Origin of the sequence: Paenibacillus sp. ACRRY (assembly GCF_022346995.1) — a bacterium.
Taxonomy (GTDB): Bacteria; Bacillota; Bacilli; order Paenibacillales; family Paenibacillaceae; genus Paenibacillus.
The window spans coordinates 107,478-125,599 of sequence record NZ_JAKRNM010000002.1 but is presented as its reverse complement, the minus strand read 5'-3'; the positions used below and the strand labels follow the sequence as shown (position 1 = coordinate 125,599).

Annotated in this window: 16 protein-coding genes; 2 read left to right on the top strand and 14 right to left on the bottom strand. The window is 47.5% G+C overall.

The window, feature by feature from the left end; genetic code table 11:
* Positions 1 to 51: 51 nt before the first annotated feature.
* The gene (locus MH144_RS09770; RefSeq protein ID WP_239299425.1) at positions 52 to 648 is read right to left on the bottom strand and encodes a restriction endonuclease; all 597 of its coding nucleotides are present in this window, start codon (positions 646 to 648) and stop codon (positions 52 to 54) included.
* Positions 649 to 906: 258 nt separating this feature from the next.
* Between MH144_RS09770 and MH144_RS09765 the strand changes: the two genes are divergently transcribed.
* Positions 907 to 2,178, top strand: a complete 1,272-nt coding sequence (locus tag MH144_RS09765) for a hypothetical protein (RefSeq protein ID WP_239299424.1) — start codon at positions 907 to 909, stop codon at positions 2,176 to 2,178.
* A 79-nt stretch (positions 2,179 to 2,257) separates the two neighbouring features.
* On the opposite strand, the gene msrA is transcribed toward MH144_RS09765, so the two are convergent.
* The 7 genes from msrA to MH144_RS09730 all read right to left on the bottom strand — a co-directional run bounded on the left by msrA (position 2,258) and on the right by MH144_RS09730 (position 8,266).
* Positions 2,258 to 2,773 carry a peptide-methionine (S)-S-oxide reductase MsrA gene (gene msrA / locus MH144_RS09760; protein ID WP_239299423.1) on the bottom strand — a complete coding sequence of 172 codons (516 nt, stop codon included), beginning with the start codon at positions 2,771 to 2,773 and terminating at the stop codon, positions 2,258 to 2,260.
* A gap of 205 nt (positions 2,774 to 2,978) precedes the next feature.
* Positions 2,979 to 3,236, bottom strand: a complete 258-nt coding sequence (locus tag MH144_RS09755; protein ID WP_127538685.1) for a GlsB/YeaQ/YmgE family stress response membrane protein — start codon at positions 3,234 to 3,236, stop codon at positions 2,979 to 2,981.
* 286 nt (positions 3,237 to 3,522) lie between these two features.
* Positions 3,523 to 4,827, bottom strand: coding sequence for an AAA family ATPase (locus tag MH144_RS09750; protein ID WP_239299421.1), 1,305 nt, complete (start codon positions 4,825 to 4,827; stop codon positions 3,523 to 3,525).
* On the bottom strand, positions 4,827 to 6,290 hold the full coding sequence (locus MH144_RS09745) for an RtcB family protein (protein ID WP_239299419.1): 1,464 nt from the start codon (positions 6,288 to 6,290) through the stop codon (positions 4,827 to 4,829). Before MH144_RS09745 ends, MH144_RS09750 begins: the two co-directional genes overlap by 1 nt.
* Positions 6,274 to 6,483 carry a hypothetical protein gene (locus MH144_RS09740; RefSeq protein ID WP_239299417.1) on the bottom strand — a complete coding sequence of 70 codons (210 nt, stop codon included), beginning with the start codon at positions 6,481 to 6,483 and terminating at the stop codon, positions 6,274 to 6,276. The genes MH144_RS09745 and MH144_RS09740 overlap by 17 nt, the downstream gene beginning before the upstream one ends.
* A 355-nt stretch (positions 6,484 to 6,838) precedes the next feature.
* A complete protein-coding gene (locus tag MH144_RS09735; RefSeq protein ID WP_095289570.1) occupies positions 6,839 to 7,657 on the bottom strand; it encodes a TerC family protein in 819 nt (272 codons plus the stop codon).
* Between the two features lie 294 nt (positions 7,658 to 7,951).
* Positions 7,952 to 8,266, bottom strand: a complete 315-nt coding sequence (locus tag MH144_RS09730; protein ID WP_239299415.1) for a DUF3817 domain-containing protein — start codon at positions 8,264 to 8,266, stop codon at positions 7,952 to 7,954.
* 160 nt (positions 8,267 to 8,426) lie between these two features.
* Between MH144_RS09730 and MH144_RS09725 the strand changes: the two genes are divergently transcribed.
* Complete coding sequence (locus MH144_RS09725; RefSeq protein WP_239299413.1) at positions 8,427 to 9,521, top strand: glycosyltransferase family 4 protein; 1,095 nt, start codon at positions 8,427 to 8,429, stop codon at positions 9,519 to 9,521.
* Between the two features lie 54 nt (positions 9,522 to 9,575).
* Here MH144_RS09725 and MH144_RS09720 read toward each other — a convergent pair whose 3' ends face one another.
* From MH144_RS09720 to pulA (MH144_RS09695), 6 genes are all read right to left on the bottom strand, one after another.
* Positions 9,576 to 9,938, bottom strand: coding sequence for a DNA-binding protein (locus MH144_RS09720; protein WP_239299412.1), 363 nt, complete (start codon positions 9,936 to 9,938; stop codon positions 9,576 to 9,578).
* 57 nt (positions 9,939 to 9,995) lie between these two features.
* Positions 9,996 to 10,961, bottom strand: coding sequence for a helix-turn-helix transcriptional regulator (locus MH144_RS09715; protein WP_239299411.1), 966 nt, complete (start codon positions 10,959 to 10,961; stop codon positions 9,996 to 9,998).
* A gap of 272 nt (positions 10,962 to 11,233) precedes the next feature.
* Positions 11,234 to 11,752, bottom strand: coding sequence for a hypothetical protein (locus tag MH144_RS09710; protein WP_239299410.1), 519 nt, complete (start codon positions 11,750 to 11,752; stop codon positions 11,234 to 11,236).
* A gap of 178 nt (positions 11,753 to 11,930) precedes the next feature.
* Positions 11,931 to 12,566: a 50S ribosomal protein L25 gene (locus MH144_RS09705; RefSeq protein ID WP_239299409.1), complete on the bottom strand. Its 636-nt coding sequence runs from the start codon at positions 12,564 to 12,566 to the stop codon at positions 11,931 to 11,933.
* A gap of 285 nt (positions 12,567 to 12,851) precedes the next feature.
* Positions 12,852 to 15,728, bottom strand: coding sequence for a type I pullulanase (gene pulA / locus MH144_RS09700; RefSeq protein ID WP_239299408.1), 2,877 nt, complete (start codon positions 15,726 to 15,728; stop codon positions 12,852 to 12,854).
* 291 nt (positions 15,729 to 16,019) lie between these two features.
* Positions 16,020 to 18,089, bottom strand: coding sequence for a type I pullulanase (gene pulA / locus MH144_RS09695; protein ID WP_239299407.1), 2,070 nt, complete (start codon positions 18,087 to 18,089; stop codon positions 16,020 to 16,022).
* Positions 18,090 to 18,122: the final 33 nt, after the last annotated feature.

The following is an 18,122-nucleotide window of genomic DNA, read 5'->3' as shown; positions in this document are numbered from 1 at the left end:
TTCATAAAAAGGCCCCATTGGGCCTGAGTAATGCATTTCTAATTTAGAACTCTAGCGTGTAGTTCGTTTTCGTCTCGATTGCCAGGTTTCTATCGGTTCCTGATCATCTTCTTCAATGAGCTCCATGGCTTCTTCCACTCTTCTCGACTTGAACAGGACAATCAGATCCATCAGATCTTCCCGGTCCAGCAGCTTCACACCGTTGACCGCAGCCAGGGTGCGGCAGGCTTCCGTGTACCTCGCTGAAGTCAGGACCATCGAGCGGTCAGCTTCATAATAACGCATCGAGGTGTAAATCTCCTGCACGGCACTCAAACCAACCGGATGATTGGCCCCATATCGTTTGGCCTGGATCACATTCCGTCTGCCCAGCCGGTCCGTAAACACAAGATCCGCACCGAAGTCACGGCTGCTGGTCGTTTTGTGAACTTCTTCGTATCCGAGCTGTTGAAATAAATGAAAGAGATACAGCTCAAACTCCGAACCATCTTCCATTTTGTCGATGTCCTTGATTGAAATCTTGCGAGGGTTGGCTTCACTGCGTATACGCTGTCCCCGCCGGATGGTTCGCCGAATTACCCAGGCCAGCAGCAGTAATACAGCGATTGATCCAATGACCCAAGGGGTTACGTTGTCATTCCAATTCATGTCTGTTCTCCTTGTACATTCCTCTGTCTGAATCGTGCCTATATTAGAATTAACCATCATTACCGCACTTAATATAACAAACTTCTACCCGGTTCGGAAGAAGATGAATTCCCTGTAACCGTTACACTTCATCAAACATAGATAATATGATACATCATTGATAAAAGGTTACAGTCTCTCAGGTTGAATTCGAACTGGCTTAAATGGTAGAATTCAACAATCGGTTCTATGTTGAACCGAAGAAAGGTGGTTTATAACTTGCTTACATTAAACAAACGCAATACCAAAACATGGGCAGCCTTGCTACTCAGCGGTGTGCTCCTCTTCAGTATGAATACAACGGGTTATGCCGCAGTACAGAGTGAACCGCTTCCCAAACCTGCTTGGACTTCACCTTCACTGATGCAGTCTCAAGTCAACGCGGAAAAAGACGTCCTCGTCAAGGAGATCCATGCTGTCCCTGCCAAAAACCTGGTATACGTACATTCCTCCCAACCTGTGACCAAGACAAGCAGCGCTACGACGCTGGCCTGGCAGCTTGATACACTTCAAGCCCTGGATGCAGCAACCGGTAAAGTGAAATGGAATTATATTTTTCATGAGAAAAGCGGGCCGTATACGACCTACTCCGATTCAATATACACCAGTTACGGCACAGCCTATGTATATATGGAATATTCGGATAAAACCAAGAAAGTCTACTCATTTAACACATCCGGTAAAACGAATTGGGTCAGAACGGTAAATGCTCCTTCCGATCTGTATCTTCTCGATGACGAAACATTGCTAATCGCTTCCAGTCAAGGTGCACAGTCCAACGGTTCAGTTCGAACCGCTATCTCGCTCTTTGACAAGAAGGGCAAGCTGATTACAGAGAAGACGATTAATGGTGCTGTTCTCCAGGCAGGCAGTGACCGCATTGTGGTAGATGCCAGCAAACGAACCAAAGTCGGCAGTTACTGGCAGCCTGCAGCGAATCCCAAAGTGGAGATTTATGATCGTTCGCTCACCCGCCTGTCCTTCTATCAATTCCCGAGCAATGCAAACACGCAGGGAGACGGTGGTGGTGAGTCGCTTGCCATATTGAACGATGGCTCCGTCATCATGCGTGCCAACTTTGAGAACACGGGCAACAAACTGATGGGCTTCGGAACAGATGGCAAGCTCGCTTGGGGACGCAGCATTCCAGGCAATGCCTTCATTCAGACAGCAGGCGACGGATATACTCTGTTTACAGGTTCCAAGCTGGAACTGTACAACATGAAAGGCAAAGTAACCGAGCGCACGTTCAAGGATCAACAGCCTGTGCTGATGCAAGTCGAGCGGACACAGGATGGACAGTATCAACTTGATTTTGCCAAAACGGGTTATATTGTAGATCCGGAAACGCTGGAAGACGTGCATGTGTACACAACAAGTGCTTCGGTTCCTTCCATTGAACATCCTTCAACATATGTCAATCATGTTCTCTACACCATTCAAAATGATGTATTATCCAAATATGTGCTTCAGTCCACGACCGCAAAATAATAAATTTATCCTGATCAAAAAAAGCCGGATCGGTTCCCTAAGGGATCCGTCCGGCTTTTGCTATATGATCTGTCATCTATTATTTCCAGTTCTCTTCAATAAACTCATCCCGTCCGGATAGGGCACGGTCTTCCTTGTAATGCTTCTCATTCTTCTTGTGGTAATCCTGATGGTAATCTTCAGCCGGGTAGAACACAACCGCATCACGAATCTCGGTCACAATGGGTTGATTAAACCTTCCACTTGCGGCCAGTTCCTGCTTGGACTGCTCTGCCAGTTCACGCTGTCGTTCATTGTGTACAAAAATCGCTGTACGATACTGGGATCCGCGATCCTGGAACTGCCCTCCGTCATCGGTTGGATCAATCTGCGGCCAGTAAAGCTCCAGCAGCCGTTCATAGGGAAACAGCTCTGGATCGAATGTGATCTCAACCACTTCAACGTGTCCGGTCTCCCCTGTTTTGACCTGCTCATATGTGGGATGTTCAACGTGACCGCCTGTATACCCGGATACAATTCCGTGAATGCCAGGCTGTTCTTCAAATGGTGTAACCATACACCAGAAACATCCCCCGGCAAATGTCGCTTTTTCCATTGTCTCTCTCTCCTTCATGCACTCATCTATTATCAGGAACCCTAGCTTGTCGTTCAAAACTAAGGTTTCGTTACGAACCGCTGCCTATATATCTTAAAACAAAAAGAGGTTGATGGAAAGCCATCCATATGGCTTCTCATCAACCTCTTCATTATAAACGGGAAACATCATTTATTTCCCATGGATTCGTAGTGCAATAACGTCGTTACCCTCGACTACGACCCATCGAACGGAAGATCAAGCTTACGATTGCTACAAGTACGATGGCACCAATTAATGCCGGTACGATGTAGAATCCACCCATTTCAGGACCCATCTCTCCGAAGATCACGCCGCCTAACCATCCACCGATGAAACCAGCGATAACGTTACCGATAACACCACCTGGGATGTCACGACCAACGATCAGACCTGCCAACCATCCAATAATACCACCGATAATTAATGACCATAACCAACCCATACTACTCACCTCAATTAAAAGTTTTTGTTGTTGTCTGTCTACTATTAACCGCTACAGAAGCATTTAAACAACTGAATTAAAAATTGTTGTATATTACCTTTTATGCATATGCTTCATATCCGCACGACAAGCCCGTCTCAGCAAGGAAACAACTCAATTTTACTTTCCGTTCAACCTTCAATAGCTTCAACGGCTTAATTGTACCTCCCGAAGGTCATTGTATGTAGGAGCAGACAACCGTAGTATATCCAATTGAGATGTATATTATTTTGGTGAGTGTATGGTATTAATAAAAACCGGCCCGTCCTTTTCCTGGCTGAGTCAGCCAGTTATGCTTATGGCTCTTGTCCAGCTCTCCCCGCATGGACTGAATAACTTGTACAATGTCTGTCTGGCCATTCTGATGCCATTCGAGTGCAGCACTGACATATAACTCACCGAGCTGTGCAAGGGAGAATGTATCCGTGAGCCGAGCCGCTTCCTGCGTTCCTTCTTCACCGGCAAAGACCGAAAATCCACGCTGCTGCAAGTATTGCAGTCGCAGTGCTTCATCTGGCAGTGGAATTTCATAAGCTCGATCAAACCGTCCAGCACGGTTCATGAGACCTGGATCTATTTTCTCCGGATAATTCGTTGTACCGATCAGAAAAATACCCTCTTTGGATGTCGCTCCATCCAGTGTATTGAGGAAGAAGGAGCGCACCTCGTCCGGCATCGAATCAATATCTTCAATGATTAGCACCATAGGAGCCAGGCGTTTGGCTGCCTCGAACACTTCCCGAACGGACTCACTGTTGGTATACTCGGTAATTTGCCAGTATGCAGCTGGACCCGGAATGCTGCCCGCAATGGATTTGACCAAGGTTGTTTTCCCGTTGCCCGGGTGACCGTACAGCAGAATCCCCCGCTTATACGGAATATCATATTCCCGGTAGAAGGAGCGATCCGCTTCGAAGAACTGATCCAGCGAGCGGAAAATATCCTGCTTGATTTGGGGCGAAAGAACCACATCGTCTCTTCCCACCGAGCGGGTGATGGATTCGACATGGCGTTCACTGCCATTGCGGGCATCGGTATACACCGTAACCTTTTTCATATTTTGCTGACGCTCCCGTTCACGTACACTGCCCAGAAACTGCTTGAGTTCTTGTTCTCCTATCGCGAATACAAAGTCCTCATTGTAAATGCCATTATCCCGGAAAAAAGGAATACGGACGAGTGCTACCCCCCATTTAGGATACGCAAACACGTTGTTCCGGATGGAATAATGCACACCATATGTAGGTACATCACCATCATCTTCATAATGCAGAGTACGGAGCTCCAGATCCTCGAAAATACGGGCAACCAGCTCCACTTCGTTACTGTCATTCAACAAATCTTCTTTCAGCAGCTCCCAGTATTCGTTGTTCGGATCATCACTGGCAAACAGTTCATAACGAACCCCGTACTTGCTGCTTAATGCTTCAATAATGCCCCGAATCAGGCGTGCATATGTCGCATAGCCCTGGATACGGATTTGGTCGTCCTGTGTTTGGTCATAAGCATAGATGGCTTGGGTCTGATTTACTTTTTCATTCGGTATTATCATTACTTGGCTCCTTTCACAGCGGCAAGCGGTTTGCATTTGGCTACAACCTGAGCCAGGCCTGCACCGGTAACACTATCAATAATTTCATCGACATTCTTATACGCCTGTGGCGATTCATCTATAATCGATTCGAGTGAACGCTGATTCACCACAATTTCATCTTCTGTACCCACGCCAAGTGCGGATGCAAAATCTTCTACCGTAACCAGACGCTTGGTTGCGGTACGTGAACGAATGCGCCCTGCACCATGGCAGATCGAATAATAGTTATCCTCGCCCTGCGGCTGACCTACCATGATATACGAAGCCGTTCCCATCGATCCTGGAATAAGCGCAGGATGACCTGTAGCCATATAAGGTTTCGGATTATCCGGATGCCCGGCAGGAAGCGCACGCGTTGTCCCTTTGCGATGGACGAATACGCTGCCTTCTTTCGCATGGGATTCTTCCCAGGCATAGTTGTGCATCAGATCATACAGCGTACGGAATTCACATTTGGGTCCGAATACTTCCCGGAATGCCTCCCGAATAGCGTAAGCGATCAGATGACGGTTAACCACAGCATAATTCAAAGCGGAATACATCATGTTAACGTAATGACGGCCTTCGGCGTGTTCCAACGGAGCAAAAACCAGTCTCGGATCAGATGTACCAAGCCCGTTTCTCTGCATCACTTTGGCAATGGCAGACGAGCTGGTCTGGCTCACATGTCCGCCCCAGGCACGAGAACCTGAATGAATCATGATGACAATTTGACCATCAACCAATCCCCAGGCTTCCGCGATCTCACGATTTTCCTCTGCAATTTCAATAGACTGGATTTCGGCAAAATGATTGCCCCCGCCCAAGGTGCCCAGCTGACGATGTGCACGGTGCCATGTCATATCTGGAACAAGATTCAGCACTTCCTCATCGTAAGCAAATTTGCTGCTTTCCACATGGGTGATCGATGTCGACTTCTTCGGTGTATAACTGTCCGGAATATATTTTTTCGGCAAGCCATGCAAGCCTTTGCGAACAATGTGTTCTAGTCGGATATCCGAGAAATGCCCCCGCTGACTAGCCTCCATTGGCAGTACCTTTTCAATGGCCTTGACCAGCTTGCGGCGCAATTTCACATCTTTCAGATCATCTCTGTGCAAATTGGTCATATGCACCCGCATCCCGCAGCCGATATCACTGCCAACAATGGACGGAGACACGTATCCCGTCTTTGCGTCCCATACGGCCGTAGTGCCGATGCAGGTTCCCACACCCACATGAACGTCCGGGGTATAACTCATATAGGAAATTCCAGGAATTTGCAGATTGTTGTTAGCCATTTCAAACACTTTGTAATCAAGCGAGGAAAATAATTGTTGTGCGGCATATACCGTCAAGTCTCCTGCTGGCAACTTCACTTCATGCCGATAGCCGCCAGGGAATTCATTTTGACTCGTAAATAAATTAGGTTCTGTATTCATAAATGGTGATTTTTCCTTCCTGTTTTTCATCTTTTAGTTGTTTTTTATAATTAAGAAATGTTTGTATCGCATCGTTCATGTCCGCTTCAGTCAATACAACAAAAAAAGAAGTCATGGACGCATCGCCCATGACTTCTTCATGACAATAACAGAGAACAGGAGGGCATGAAGATGCCATACCTCTGTTCTCCATCGCTATATAAGCCGAGATTGACATATCTATGCCTGCATAATGAACAGTGAAAAGATATGCCGATTCTCCTATGTCGCCCGTAAGAGGCCAAAGAGACGATGAGCTGGATATGCAGTTGTATCTATGCGACTTGGTGTCTGTGTTAATCGAACATCATAACCAACCATCATGTCTTTCGGCCTCCCTTCGTAAATGATAAGTCTTATATTAATAGGACTCGTTTTGATATGTCAACCCTTTTCTTGGAAATAAACCGTTTGGCATAGTTATGCATATACTAAAAAATCAGGGGTCTGTATCCATACAGCCCCTGATTTTTACGACAATATATGCTGTTTTGGTTAAGCTTACGGGCTTAATTTCCCGCTTGTTTTTCCAACTCTTCAATCGGATTTTCATCCTCTTTGGCTGGTACTTTGGAAGACAGGAACCAACCACATACCGCAATGGTAATCAATACGATATAGAATCCGAATTTCCAAATTTTATTTTCCGGGAAATGTTCATCCAGCACACCAAGCGAAGGATGCGCCAGCGTAATGACTGCCAGCTTAACCCCTACCCAACCTACGATAACGAAGGCTGCCACTTCAAGTCCCGGACGGGAATGAAGCAATTTAACGAAGAACGAAGCTGCAAAACGCATAATGACGAGACCAATAAATCCGCCCAGGAAGATGACGATAAACTGTCCACCATCCAACCCGCCAATTGGAGGCAATCCACTTGGTGGCAACGCCACAGCCAGTGCTACGGCTGCAAGAATGGAGTCAACTGCAAAAGCAATATCCGCTACCTCGACCTTGAAAACGGTCATCCAGAAACCGGATTGTTTCTTGGCTTTCTTCGGTGCATCATCGGCTGCTTCGTCTGTCTTGTTTCGGCTGCCCATAACTTTCTTGGCAATGTGGTTAATCGAGATGTAGAGAAGATACAGTGCTCCGATCGCCTGAACCTGCCACACATCGACGAGGAACGAGATCAGGAACAAGGAACCTAACCTGAAGATGAAGGCACCGAGCAAACCGTAGAATAGTGCCTTTTTACGTTTCTCATCCGGTAAATGCTTAACCATAATCGCAAGCACCAAAGCATTATCTGCTGCCAGCAATCCTTCCAGGACTACTAGGACGATTAATACCCATCCATACTCCAATAATAATGACAAATCCAAATTTGACTCCTCCTTAGTATCCTTATGATGTACAAAAAAAGGACCTTTACCATCGCTGGTAAAGATCCTTTTATATCCATAAAAAGAGACCTTTACCCAGCATGAAAACTTGGTAAAGGTCTCGCTAACAACAAATTGCTGCCAATAAAGCCGGGGATGTAATCCCGAATTGACGACTTTACTGTGAAAGCTACTCCCCTTTAACATCAGGAATATGCAGTTTTAGTTGATGCATTTCTTACAGTTCAAATAACCTGTTCTCATCATATTCACAACACTACACAAAGTCAAGCTTTATTTAACAGTACCTTGACCCTGATCCAATTTGCGAAAAACGAAAAAATCATAAACGAAATTGCCCAGGGGGATAAATGATATGAAAAATAAAGCGATCGGACGACGTAAACGCCACTTTTGCGTCGTATATAGACTAACCATAAACAACATGTACATCAAAAACAAAAAACCGTACAGATTGCCAAACCATGTGACCGATTGAGGCAAGATCCCTGCATTCTTCAAGGGGAATGCCACAAACAGCAATAATACATATGAAAGTCCCTGCAGCCACAGCAGTAATCGGAAGCGGCCCAGCGTTGAATGTAACATCATGTTCCTCCTGTTTCTATCCACGTAACGAATATTTGCAACCTGTTCATTATATCACAAATACATATTTCTTCGGTACTACCGAGGCGCCAAACGTCTCGTAGAAGCATAAGATGTGACGAAGATTCGTTACGAGTATGGGACAAGGAGGAGCCACCCAATGAAAATAGCGATGGTCGCACCGGAGAAACTACCTGTGCCTGGAAACGGTTCAGTTGAAATAAGCATTCTGGGTATCGCTCGCGAACTTGCACTGCGTCATGAAGTGACCATTATTAGCCGCGAAATGCCTGGTCTTCCAGCCAAAGAGCAGCTTGAGGGCATTACGATTCGCCGTGTTACATCCAGTAGTCCCGATCGATATATTCAGGCCGTCATTCGGCTCTTAAAGGACAGTTCGTTTGATCTGATCCAGGTGGATAACAGGCCGCGCTGCTTGGCCCGAATCAAACGAAGCCTGCCTGACATCCCTGCAATCCTGTTCCTTCACTCCCTGACCTTCGCTCAGCCTGGACCCGCCAGATTAACGTTGTTACGACAAGCCGACTGCATCGCCGTCAACAGTTTGTCGCTGAGAGAGAGATTAGGACGCAGGTTCCCTTCGGTGAAACATCTGATGAATGTTATCCCTCTGGGCGCCGATCTGACCCGCTTCGTCCCAGCCCTAAGCGATGGCAAAATCTCCACGCTTTCAGAGCGTTCACAACCCTTTTCTGTGCTGTATGTCGGCAGACTGATTCCAGGCAAAGGTGTGGATATTCTGATTCGCGCAGTAGCCCTTGTGCAACAGAAGGTTGATGTACAGCTGATTATTGCAGGCAAGGGGCCACAGGTCTATGTCCGCAAGCTGCGTCTGCTAGCCCGAAAACTGGGGATACGTTCATCTTTTCTCGGACAGATTGCCCATGAACAGATACACCATTTGTACCGGGCCGCTGATTGCCTGGTTTGCCCGTCTCAAATGCACGAAGCCTTCGGCCTGGTTAACGTTGAAGCCATGGCTTCCGGTCTGCCTGTCATCGCTTCAGACAATGGTGGCATTCGTGAAATTATTGAATCAGGCAGCAGCGGTTATCTGGTTTCTCCTTATGACAAACCTCAGCCATTTGCTGCTTGCCTTCAGAAGCTTGCCCGGGATCCCATGCTGGCCGAATCCCTTGGAAAGGCCGGGCGAGCAATTGCCGTGAACCAGTTTGGCTGGTCCCGAACCGCCATGCATCTCGAAGCAGCTTATACAAGACTTATTCGTCAGTGAGCATATATTGGAAGAAGTCATAACGAAGCTGCCCCAATGGCTGCTAGGGACTGGTTATGCTTTTTCCCGTGACTGCCAGCTTGTGATCCATGACTCCATTTGGGGGATGGGGACATGTACCATTTCAATGAGCTCAACAATAATCATATCTTTCATGGCAAACCGGACCTTCGCACAGGTCTGCTGATGAAAGACATCATAAAATCCAGAGCCTGCCCAGCACCCGTGGGGAACAGCTACTGGATCGTTCACGATATATCCCACGGTGCCTATTGGTGGAATAACAACCTTGATGGCCTGATGATCTGTACGATTATTGGGATCCTTAACCAAAAATACGGTATCATCTACATTTAATGCCTGGATACCGTGATAATGCTCCATTCGATCCATGGCTGCAAATAAGTTGCTGCTCATAACATGTTCTGCTCCTTTTCCTTATATCCAAGTTTCAAGTTTAAATAACCAATCAAATTATTCATCTCCCTCATAGTGCTCCAACCATTGAGTCAGTTGTTTGCGAATCTCTGTTCGAAATTCTCGGGGCTCAAGAACCTCCGCTTGAGGGCCAAATTGATATAACCACATTAGGAACTCACGACTGCTGTTTAGTGTGACTTCGAATAACAATCCGCCATCGGGCAGATCGGTCATGCGCGGACGAACAAACATTTCTTCTTCTTTTATGTAGGGTGCCATTTTTTCAGTAAATCTCACCTTGAAATGAATATGTTCGTCCCCTCGATCAACAGACCACGTATTTTTCATATACTGCGCTATGTTGAAATCCGCTTTGTCAAAGTGGGTTCCTGTCTGATTCACATCCATAAATCGACTCATGCGAAACAATCGCACCTTCTGTACCAGATGGCAATACCCGACGAGATAAAAGCGCTGATCGCGTGGAATAAGATAATAGGGATCAATATCACGGACCGTAATATCATTGTTGGTCAGTGTACGATACCGGGTACGTATGGTTTCCTGATTAAGAATAGCTTCTATGATCGGGATAAGCAGATTGGGGTCTTTACCTTCCTCCCGGTATGCAGGCGTTCCCATGCGTATGATACCTGCAATGTTTTCCACGATATCACTGTTTTTTGATTTTAGCTTGGTATGGACTGACATCACTTTGTCAAAAGCTGCATCGAATTCAGCCGGCAATTGAGAAGTATCCAGAACAGACGGAAGCATGGAGAAGACCATGGCCTCCTGCTCCGTGAAATCGAGTGGATACAAGGCGAAATTCCCAATAAACCGATAACCCTTGCCGTAGCCTTCGTTCATGATAGGGGCAACCCTGTCCAAAATCCGGAGATCGCGATAGATCGTGCGTACAGTTGTATCACATTTCGCAGCCAATTCCTTGGCTGAAATTCCGGGATACGCTTGTATAGCCTGAAGTATACGCAGCAGACGAATTAATTTCTCTGTCATGTAGTTTCTCCCCTTCGATATTTTATCGGCAAGGAAAACTAGTTCCTTTAGTGCATCTATAAATCTTTAGTCCCATTCATTATTTCGCAAATTCACCAATTATGTATAGTTCAATTGCACTTTTTCTCCTTTATTAATATACATTTTTTGACTACCTTGCGTAAAATATTAGATACAAGCCCTTATACCTAAGCCTGTAAGCCTATTTAACTATTCTAATAAAATGACAAAAAAGCCCCGTCTCGTGGGAAGAGACAGGGCTTTACGAATGATTAATTATGCAGTTGTACTAATTTTTTTAACACGTTCACCAAATGTTCACATAATTCCGGAATATCTCCCATCTGGTCTTCATTCACATTTCGATCAAAATACACATGACTTGAAACGTTATACCTAATAGGTTCCTCTCCGTACACAAAATGAATGTCCTGTACCAAGCGCTGATCCGGCCAGCTCACTTGAATGATGGAGCGAATTGCCGGACATAGCCTGCCTGGCTCTGGAGTCTCTTGGCTAAACCGAAGTTCAAGGCGACATCCCGGCTGGCTGCCGGGTGTCTCCAATATTTCGGCCGCCAGCGCTTCTAGAGAGCTTCGGAGTATAACTTCCCCTTTGACCTCAGGATGCTCCCTTAGAACGAACTGCAGCACGAACTCTCTGGACATACTCGCCATTTCCATGCTGTCTTTCCGGTTGGATATATGAATCATCTCATCCAGATTGTCTAGATCATACAGATAGTTTTCAAAGCCGACCTTGAGATTGTCGTACACGGTTGGATCAAACATGAAATTGCCCACTTTCCTAAGAACTTATACTGACTTGTTTGCGAATATGGTCTATGATCCGCCTCGAATCGATGTATCACTGGTATCTATTATAACCACCTCTACGATTGCAAAAAAAGCCCGGTCATCATGACCGGGCTTCATCTGGGGTAAGGGAGCAGGAACTCCCACGCCCCTATTATTCGTCTGTTGCCTTCTCTTCCTCTGCAGCCGTAGGTTCTGCCTCATCAGCAGAAGCTGTTGGTTCTTCCTCTGCCGCTTGTGGTGGCATAACGGATGCAATAATGGAATCAGGTGACGTAATAAGTGTCAGTCCCTTATCCAGTTTAATATCTTCCGCTGTCAGGCGATCACCAATGTCCAGCCCGCTGACATCCACCTCAATGGAAGTCGGCAGGTCGGCTGGAAGTCCTTCGACTTCCACCTCGGTTTCCTGCGTCTGGAACACACCACCGGCTTTGGAGCCGGCAGCCGTACCTTGGAAATCAATCGGCACACTTACGCTGATCGGTTTATTTTTGGATATTTGCAAAAAGTCTACATGCAGCAGACGTCCATTACGCTCCTGCTGATCCTTAATCAGCACAGGAACGGTTTTGCCACCCTCCAGATTGAGGTTGAACATCTCGGAACGACCTGTACGAGCGACCTTGAGCATCTCTTTTTCATCCACATGTATGGAGGCCCCTTCAAATTCAGGACCATAAACGACAGCCGGAACACGTCCGCCTTGTCTTAACAGGCGCAATGCCGCACCTTTCTTTTCAGTTCGTGGAGTTGCAGTAAGTTGAGCCATTTTTCCGTTGGATTTCATGATTGAACATCCTCCTTCAAGGGATCCCTACTTTGTATTGGTGTTGGGAAGCATTCGGCTTCTCTCATAGACCCTAATGGGCCTTTTTTTCTGTGGCCAAATTTGGGGCCATATCTATCTATACCCCAATGAACATGCTTCTCAAACATTGGCTTGTACAATTTATTCCCTTTACACCTCAAAATCCAAGCTCTATAGACCAGAAAAAAGACAGCCGGGATACCCTCCGACTGCCTGCTGCTTCTAGGTTTATCTACAGCTACTACATGGATCTCACAAGAGGATTCAGGCACTGTTACGATTATCCTCTTCATCACTCTCGCGTATAACCAGCATTTGATCTGTACCGCTCTGCACAACAATCTGCACATCCCCGTCTTCCGGCACAATATCTACATATCGGTCTCCACAAGTATCCTTGGCCTGCCACTCATTCAGACGGATAATGAGGCCCAGATGGTGCAAGCCTGGAGCTACACGAATACGGGCCTCTGCGGCATTGCCCACCCGTTCAAGGGACACCGCTCCATCTGCCATTCCTGTGCCCCATACCCAAACATCCCATCCCTCGTACTGTTGATCCTCCCGTTCATAACGAAGCGTAACCAGACGTGAGACGTGCTTGTGGACTTTGATTGTCGCTGTAGACTGTATGCTGCCAGCCATGGCTGTAATTTGCGCTGTTCCTGGGGATAAGGCACGGACGATTCCAGCTGCACTAACCGTTGCAATATCCGAATTGGAGGAATGCCAGCGTATGGCGGTCCCTTGGAGCGGCTGCCCAAATTGATCCAGCACCAATGCACGGAAGCGACTGATTCGTGTCGTATACAGAACGGTTTCACCGACAAGCTCAATTCGTTCGGCATGGCGATGATCCACCTGCAAGAGGCTTGTAGCAAAGATATGACCACATTGAACCGTGATCGTTGCTTCACCTGTCTCTTTCGCATGGATCGTTCCATCCGGGTCAATCTGAATCAGCTGCGGCTCCGAAGAACGCCACAGGACTTCGCAATTCTCTACTACATTACCGAGACGGTCGCGTACAATCGCCCGCAGCCCTGCCGTTTCACCTGGGCTATACACCTGCCTTGGAGCATTAATCTCAATTGTAGCCGGTTCTGTTCCCCCAACATGTTCGATATCATACAGAACCATTAACGACCAGCGCTCTACAGGAGCAATGCCGCTAACCATCCCCATCGAGTCTGTACCTGCCTGATGATCGTTAACGACCACATGCCAGTCACCTTCCGGTAAATGAATCTGCTGCTGGTACGCTGTCGCATTATAGGCCACGATGATTCGATTCCAGGTGTCCTGATTGGCTCCATCCTGCAGCATGAATATGACGACATTACCGTCAGCTCGTATAATGCGAAGATGATTCCGAATCTGGTCTGCGCTGATCATGCGAAAGGCGGGATGAGTACGACGCAGATGTATCAACCCCCGGTAATAGTCAAAGACAGGTCTGAAACGGGACTTGTTCGCCCACTGAATGGCATTAACCGCATCACCGCTGCGGTAACTGTTGTGATCTCCCGCTTTTGACCTCAGCATCTCATCCCCTGCATGCAGAAACGGAATCCCCTGAGAGGTAAGCAATATTCCGGAGGATAACAGCGAGCGGCGAACCATCTCATGGTTAAGCACATCATCCGCATCCACATATCGATAGGGATCTGCTGCCTTTACCGCCGATTCTGCACTCCCGCCTTCCATCGGTTGCCCGTCTCTCCACGCTGGGAAGCCCAATTCATGTCTGAGATTCATCGTGGTTGCGATTTTGTCCCACAGGTTCAGGTTGTCATGGGCCGTGACGTAATTGACGGTCTCCACAGGTGACGATGTAAAGTCATCAATTGCTCCTGAAATTCCCTTAAGCATCTCGTGCTCTAGGCCGTCTGCTCCGGTTACATACCCTTTTCCGCTGCCATCACTGTCCCCTTTGATCGCACTGCGGAAATGATCATTGAACACAGCAAATCCCTGACCTCGCTGGGTACCTTTCAAAGTTTTGCGATCTAGTGGAGAGTCTCCGCCTGTCCACGGCTCCCCATAAATTAGCATGGCTGGATCAATCTGCTCGCGCAGTTCACGGGTCAATTCGTTCATCGTATCGGTGTCAATCAGGCCCATGAGATCGAAACGGAATCCATCCACATGATATTCCTCAGCCCAGTACAGAAGAGAGTCTATAATATATTTTCGCACCATTGGGCGTTCTGTAGCCAATTCATTGCCTACACCCGACCCATTACTCAGTGTGCCGTCTGTCCGATAGCGGTAAAAATAACCGGGTACGATCCGGTCAAATGGACCTTCGTCCACACCATACGTATGATTGTAGACCACATCAAGCACAACACGTATTCCCTGGCGATGCAGGGACTGCACCAAGGATTTGAACTCGCGAATTCGCACAGCCGGATCCCGAGGATCCGTAGCATAGGAGCCTTCTGGGACGTTATAGTGCTGTGGATCATAACCCCAATTATAGGGTGCTCTGAATGTTGTGCCTTCTTCAGCCGACTCCAGTTCATTTACCGTCTGATAATCCGCCACAGGCAGAAGATGCACATGGGTAATCCCGAGTTCGGCAAGATGATCCACACCGATAGGATGACCTGCCCTGTCGGTCAGTCCGGAAGCCGTGAAGGCCAGAAATTTCCCTTTATACGGAATGTCCGCATGAGGATCGGAGGAGAAATCACGCACATGTAATTCATAAATGACGGCGTCCACCGGACGCTGAAAAACAGGCTTCACGTCCAGCTCCCAATCCGGTGGATGCGTTGTATCGAGATCAATAATGGCCGTCCGCTGACCATTGGGCGACACGGCACGGGCATAAGGATCTACCACTACTTCTGTGCGTTGATCATCGTGAGTAATGCGATACATGTAATAAAATCCTGCCCAATCGCCTGCCAGCTTCACGATCCATATACCGTCGTCATCACGGATCATGTCACTTGCCTGCCCGCCATCATGTTCCGTTACCCGTCCTCTTGCATTGTAGCTGCCCTCATCTTCATAAACCAATATAGAAACCTGCCGGGCCGTTGGGGCCCACAGCTTGAATGTACTGGAAGCACGAGTATATGTTAAGCCAAGATCGTTGCCTTCATAACGAAAAGATGTCCATTCCGGCATCGTTCCCACCGCCTTTATATCCATTGATTTCGTGTTGTCCCGATGGTACGGAGCGGGACGTCATTTGTCAACCCGGGGTTGTCTGTAATCAACATATCGGTTGAACAGAGGCATTCATGAAGTCACTCGCTGGATATTGGTCAAACACTTGCAGCAATCGCTTTCAAAATACAGCATATGTAAACAAGCGCCGTAGATTGACAGCATTTGTACCTGTCTGATAAAAAAAACAAAATAAAGCACCCTTCTATCCGCAGCGGGAAAGGGTGCTTTACTACAGTACGCAAAAAATTAATTATTGGCATACATGACCATCAGGGATATAGCCGGTACGCTGACCTCCCCTTCCTTGACGGTACGCAGCGATTCAAGACCTGCTTGTCCCTGCTCTACAACAACATTCCACATTCCGGAAGGAATAGGGAGGATTCGGCTTTCCTTTGCCGCGTTGTAGATCACGATAATTCGCTCCCAGGAATCGCCAGCAGCCGCGCCTGATAGCTCATAAGCAAGCAGGCTTTTATCTTTGTTTAACAGACTTACATGTTGATCAATATCTTTCCGGGTTCTGAACCTGAAGGCTGCATGTTCACGACGTAGACGAATCAGTCCACGGTAATAATCGAACACTGGCTTGAACTGCTGCTTTAGTCCCCAACGAATCGCATTGACTGCATCACCACTCTCGTGACTGTTGGCATCGCCGTATTTACTGCGCAAAAACTCATCCCCCGCCGCAAGCAGGGGAATTCCCTGGGATGTGAGCACAATGCCATTTGCAAGCAAGCAGCGCTTAACCGTTTCATTCTCCAACACATGATTCGGTTCAATCTGCATATACGGATTCGCATGCTGTACTGCCCGCTCTACACTGTCATATCCACGAACGTGTCCCTCATCATCATAGGAGATGAACCCAAGCTGATCTTCGAGTCCTTGCGTATGCACAACCTTGTCCCACAGATTCAGATTATCGTGAACCGTTACGTAATTCACCGTCTCGGATGGACTGGCCGTAAAATCGGTAACGGCTCCCCTTACACCCGTCCAGATATCCTCTTCCTTTCCCTCCGCACCTGTAGCGAATCCTTTCTCTGCTCCATCGCTGTCCCCTTTGATCGCTCCACGAAAATTATCGTTGAATACGGCTAGTCCATCTCTTTTCTGATCTCCCTTGAGGGTCATTCGCTCCCCTAGAGGGGAGTCCAATGCAGCCCACGGCTCACCGTACAAAAGGATGGATGGTGATACATGTTCATGCAGTTCCGCAGCTAGCTCCTTCATCGTTGTCGTATCAATCAACCCCATCAGGTCAAATCTGAACCCGTCAATATGGTATTCCTCAGCCCAGTAACGCACCGATTCCAGGATAAACTTGCGTACCATAGGACGTTCTGTGGCTACCTCATTCCCGGTCCCGGACCCGTTACTGTAAGTACCATCCGCATTCTGACGATAGTAATATCCCGGTACCAGCTTCTCAAACGAACTGCCTTTCGTATTAAACGTGTGGTTATACACCACATCCATAATCACTCCAATACCTCTCTGATGAAGTGCCAGCACCAAAGCCTTGAGCTCGCGAATGCGTGTACCAGGCTCATCTGCACGTGTGGCATAAGAGCCTTCGGGAACGTTGTAATGAAGCGGATCATACCCCCAATTATAGCTGGAATCCTCGGAATCACCGTAAGCACTGTCTCCAGCCTTGGATTCGTCCACGGTGGCAAAATCAAACACGGGCAGCAGGTGCACATGGGTAATCCCAAGCTCGATCAAATGATCAATCCCCAGTGTATTGCCTTCGGAATCGCGCAGTCCTGTTTCCGTAAAAGCCAAATACTTGCCTTTGTTCACCATGCCTGATGATGGGTGAATTGAAAAATCCCGTACATGCAGCTCGTACAATATGGCATCCACCGGACTCTTCAGCTCTGGACGAACATCCTGGCTCCATCCTGGGGGATCTGTCTCTTCCAGCCTGATAATAACTCCCATTTCACCATTCATGGTAACTGCCCTTGCATAGGGATCCACTGCTGTCTCCTGTCGTCCACCCTTGAAGGTGGCACGGTACATATACCGATAACCATTCCATTCTCCATCCAGCTTCAACAACCAGATGCCTTGCTGCTGTCTTTCCATAAGGAATTCCTTTGGCTCGGCACGTTGTTCCCCGGTTCCTCCTTGTCCTCCTGAAAGCTCGGCAGTGGATGCCGGATAGAGCAGCACGTCCATCTGAACGGCATCAGGTGCCCAAACTTTGAATTGGCAGGATTGAGCGCCAATCGTTACCCCCAGATCTTTTCCCTCGTATGTATCATTTGCAACTATTTCTTGCTTGTCATGTTCTTCAATCATGATGTCTTTCCCCTCTCGGTGAGTATAAATGGA

Bases quoted from the DNA above. Each gene is read 5' to 3' on its own strand.
- MH144_RS09770 (WP_239299425.1), bottom strand. From the start codon at position 648: ATGAATTGGAATGACAACGTAACCCCTTGGGTCATTGGATCAATCGCT.
- MH144_RS09730 (WP_239299415.1), bottom strand. From the start codon at position 8,266: ATGTTACATTCAACGCTGGGCCGCTTCCGATTACTGCTGTGGCTGCAG.
- MH144_RS09750 (WP_239299421.1), bottom strand. From the start codon at position 4,827: ATGATAATACCGAATGAAAAAGTAAATCAGACCCAAGCCATCTATGCT.
- pulA (WP_239299407.1), bottom strand. From the start codon at position 18,089: ATGATTGAAGAACATGACAAGCAAGAAATAGTTGCAAATGATACATAC.
- pulA (WP_239299408.1), bottom strand. From the start codon at position 15,728: ATGCCGGAATGGACATCTTTTCGTTATGAAGGCAACGATCTTGGCTTA.
- MH144_RS09715 (WP_239299411.1), bottom strand. From the start codon at position 10,961: ATGACAGAGAAATTAATTCGTCTGCTGCGTATACTTCAGGCTATACAA.
- MH144_RS09755 (WP_127538685.1), bottom strand. From the start codon at position 3,236: ATGGGTTGGTTATGGTCATTAATTATCGGTGGTATTATTGGATGGTTG.
- MH144_RS09745 (WP_239299419.1), bottom strand. From the start codon at position 6,290: ATGAATACAGAACCTAATTTATTTACGAGTCAAAATGAATTCCCTGGC.
- MH144_RS09720 (WP_239299412.1), bottom strand. From the start codon at position 9,938: ATGAGCAGCAACTTATTTGCAGCCATGGATCGAATGGAGCATTATCAC.
- MH144_RS09705 (WP_239299409.1), bottom strand. From the start codon at position 12,566: ATGAAATCCAACGGAAAAATGGCTCAACTTACTGCAACTCCACGAACT.
- MH144_RS09725 (WP_239299413.1), top strand. From the start codon at position 8,427: ATGAAAATAGCGATGGTCGCACCGGAGAAACTACCTGTGCCTGGAAAC.
- MH144_RS09740 (WP_239299417.1), bottom strand. From the start codon at position 6,483: ATGGAGAACAGAGGTATGGCATCTTCATGCCCTCCTGTTCTCTGTTAT.
- MH144_RS09710 (WP_239299410.1), bottom strand. From the start codon at position 11,752: ATGTTTGATCCAACCGTGTACGACAATCTCAAGGTCGGCTTTGAAAAC.
- msrA (WP_239299423.1), bottom strand. From the start codon at position 2,773: ATGGAAAAAGCGACATTTGCCGGGGGATGTTTCTGGTGTATGGTTACA.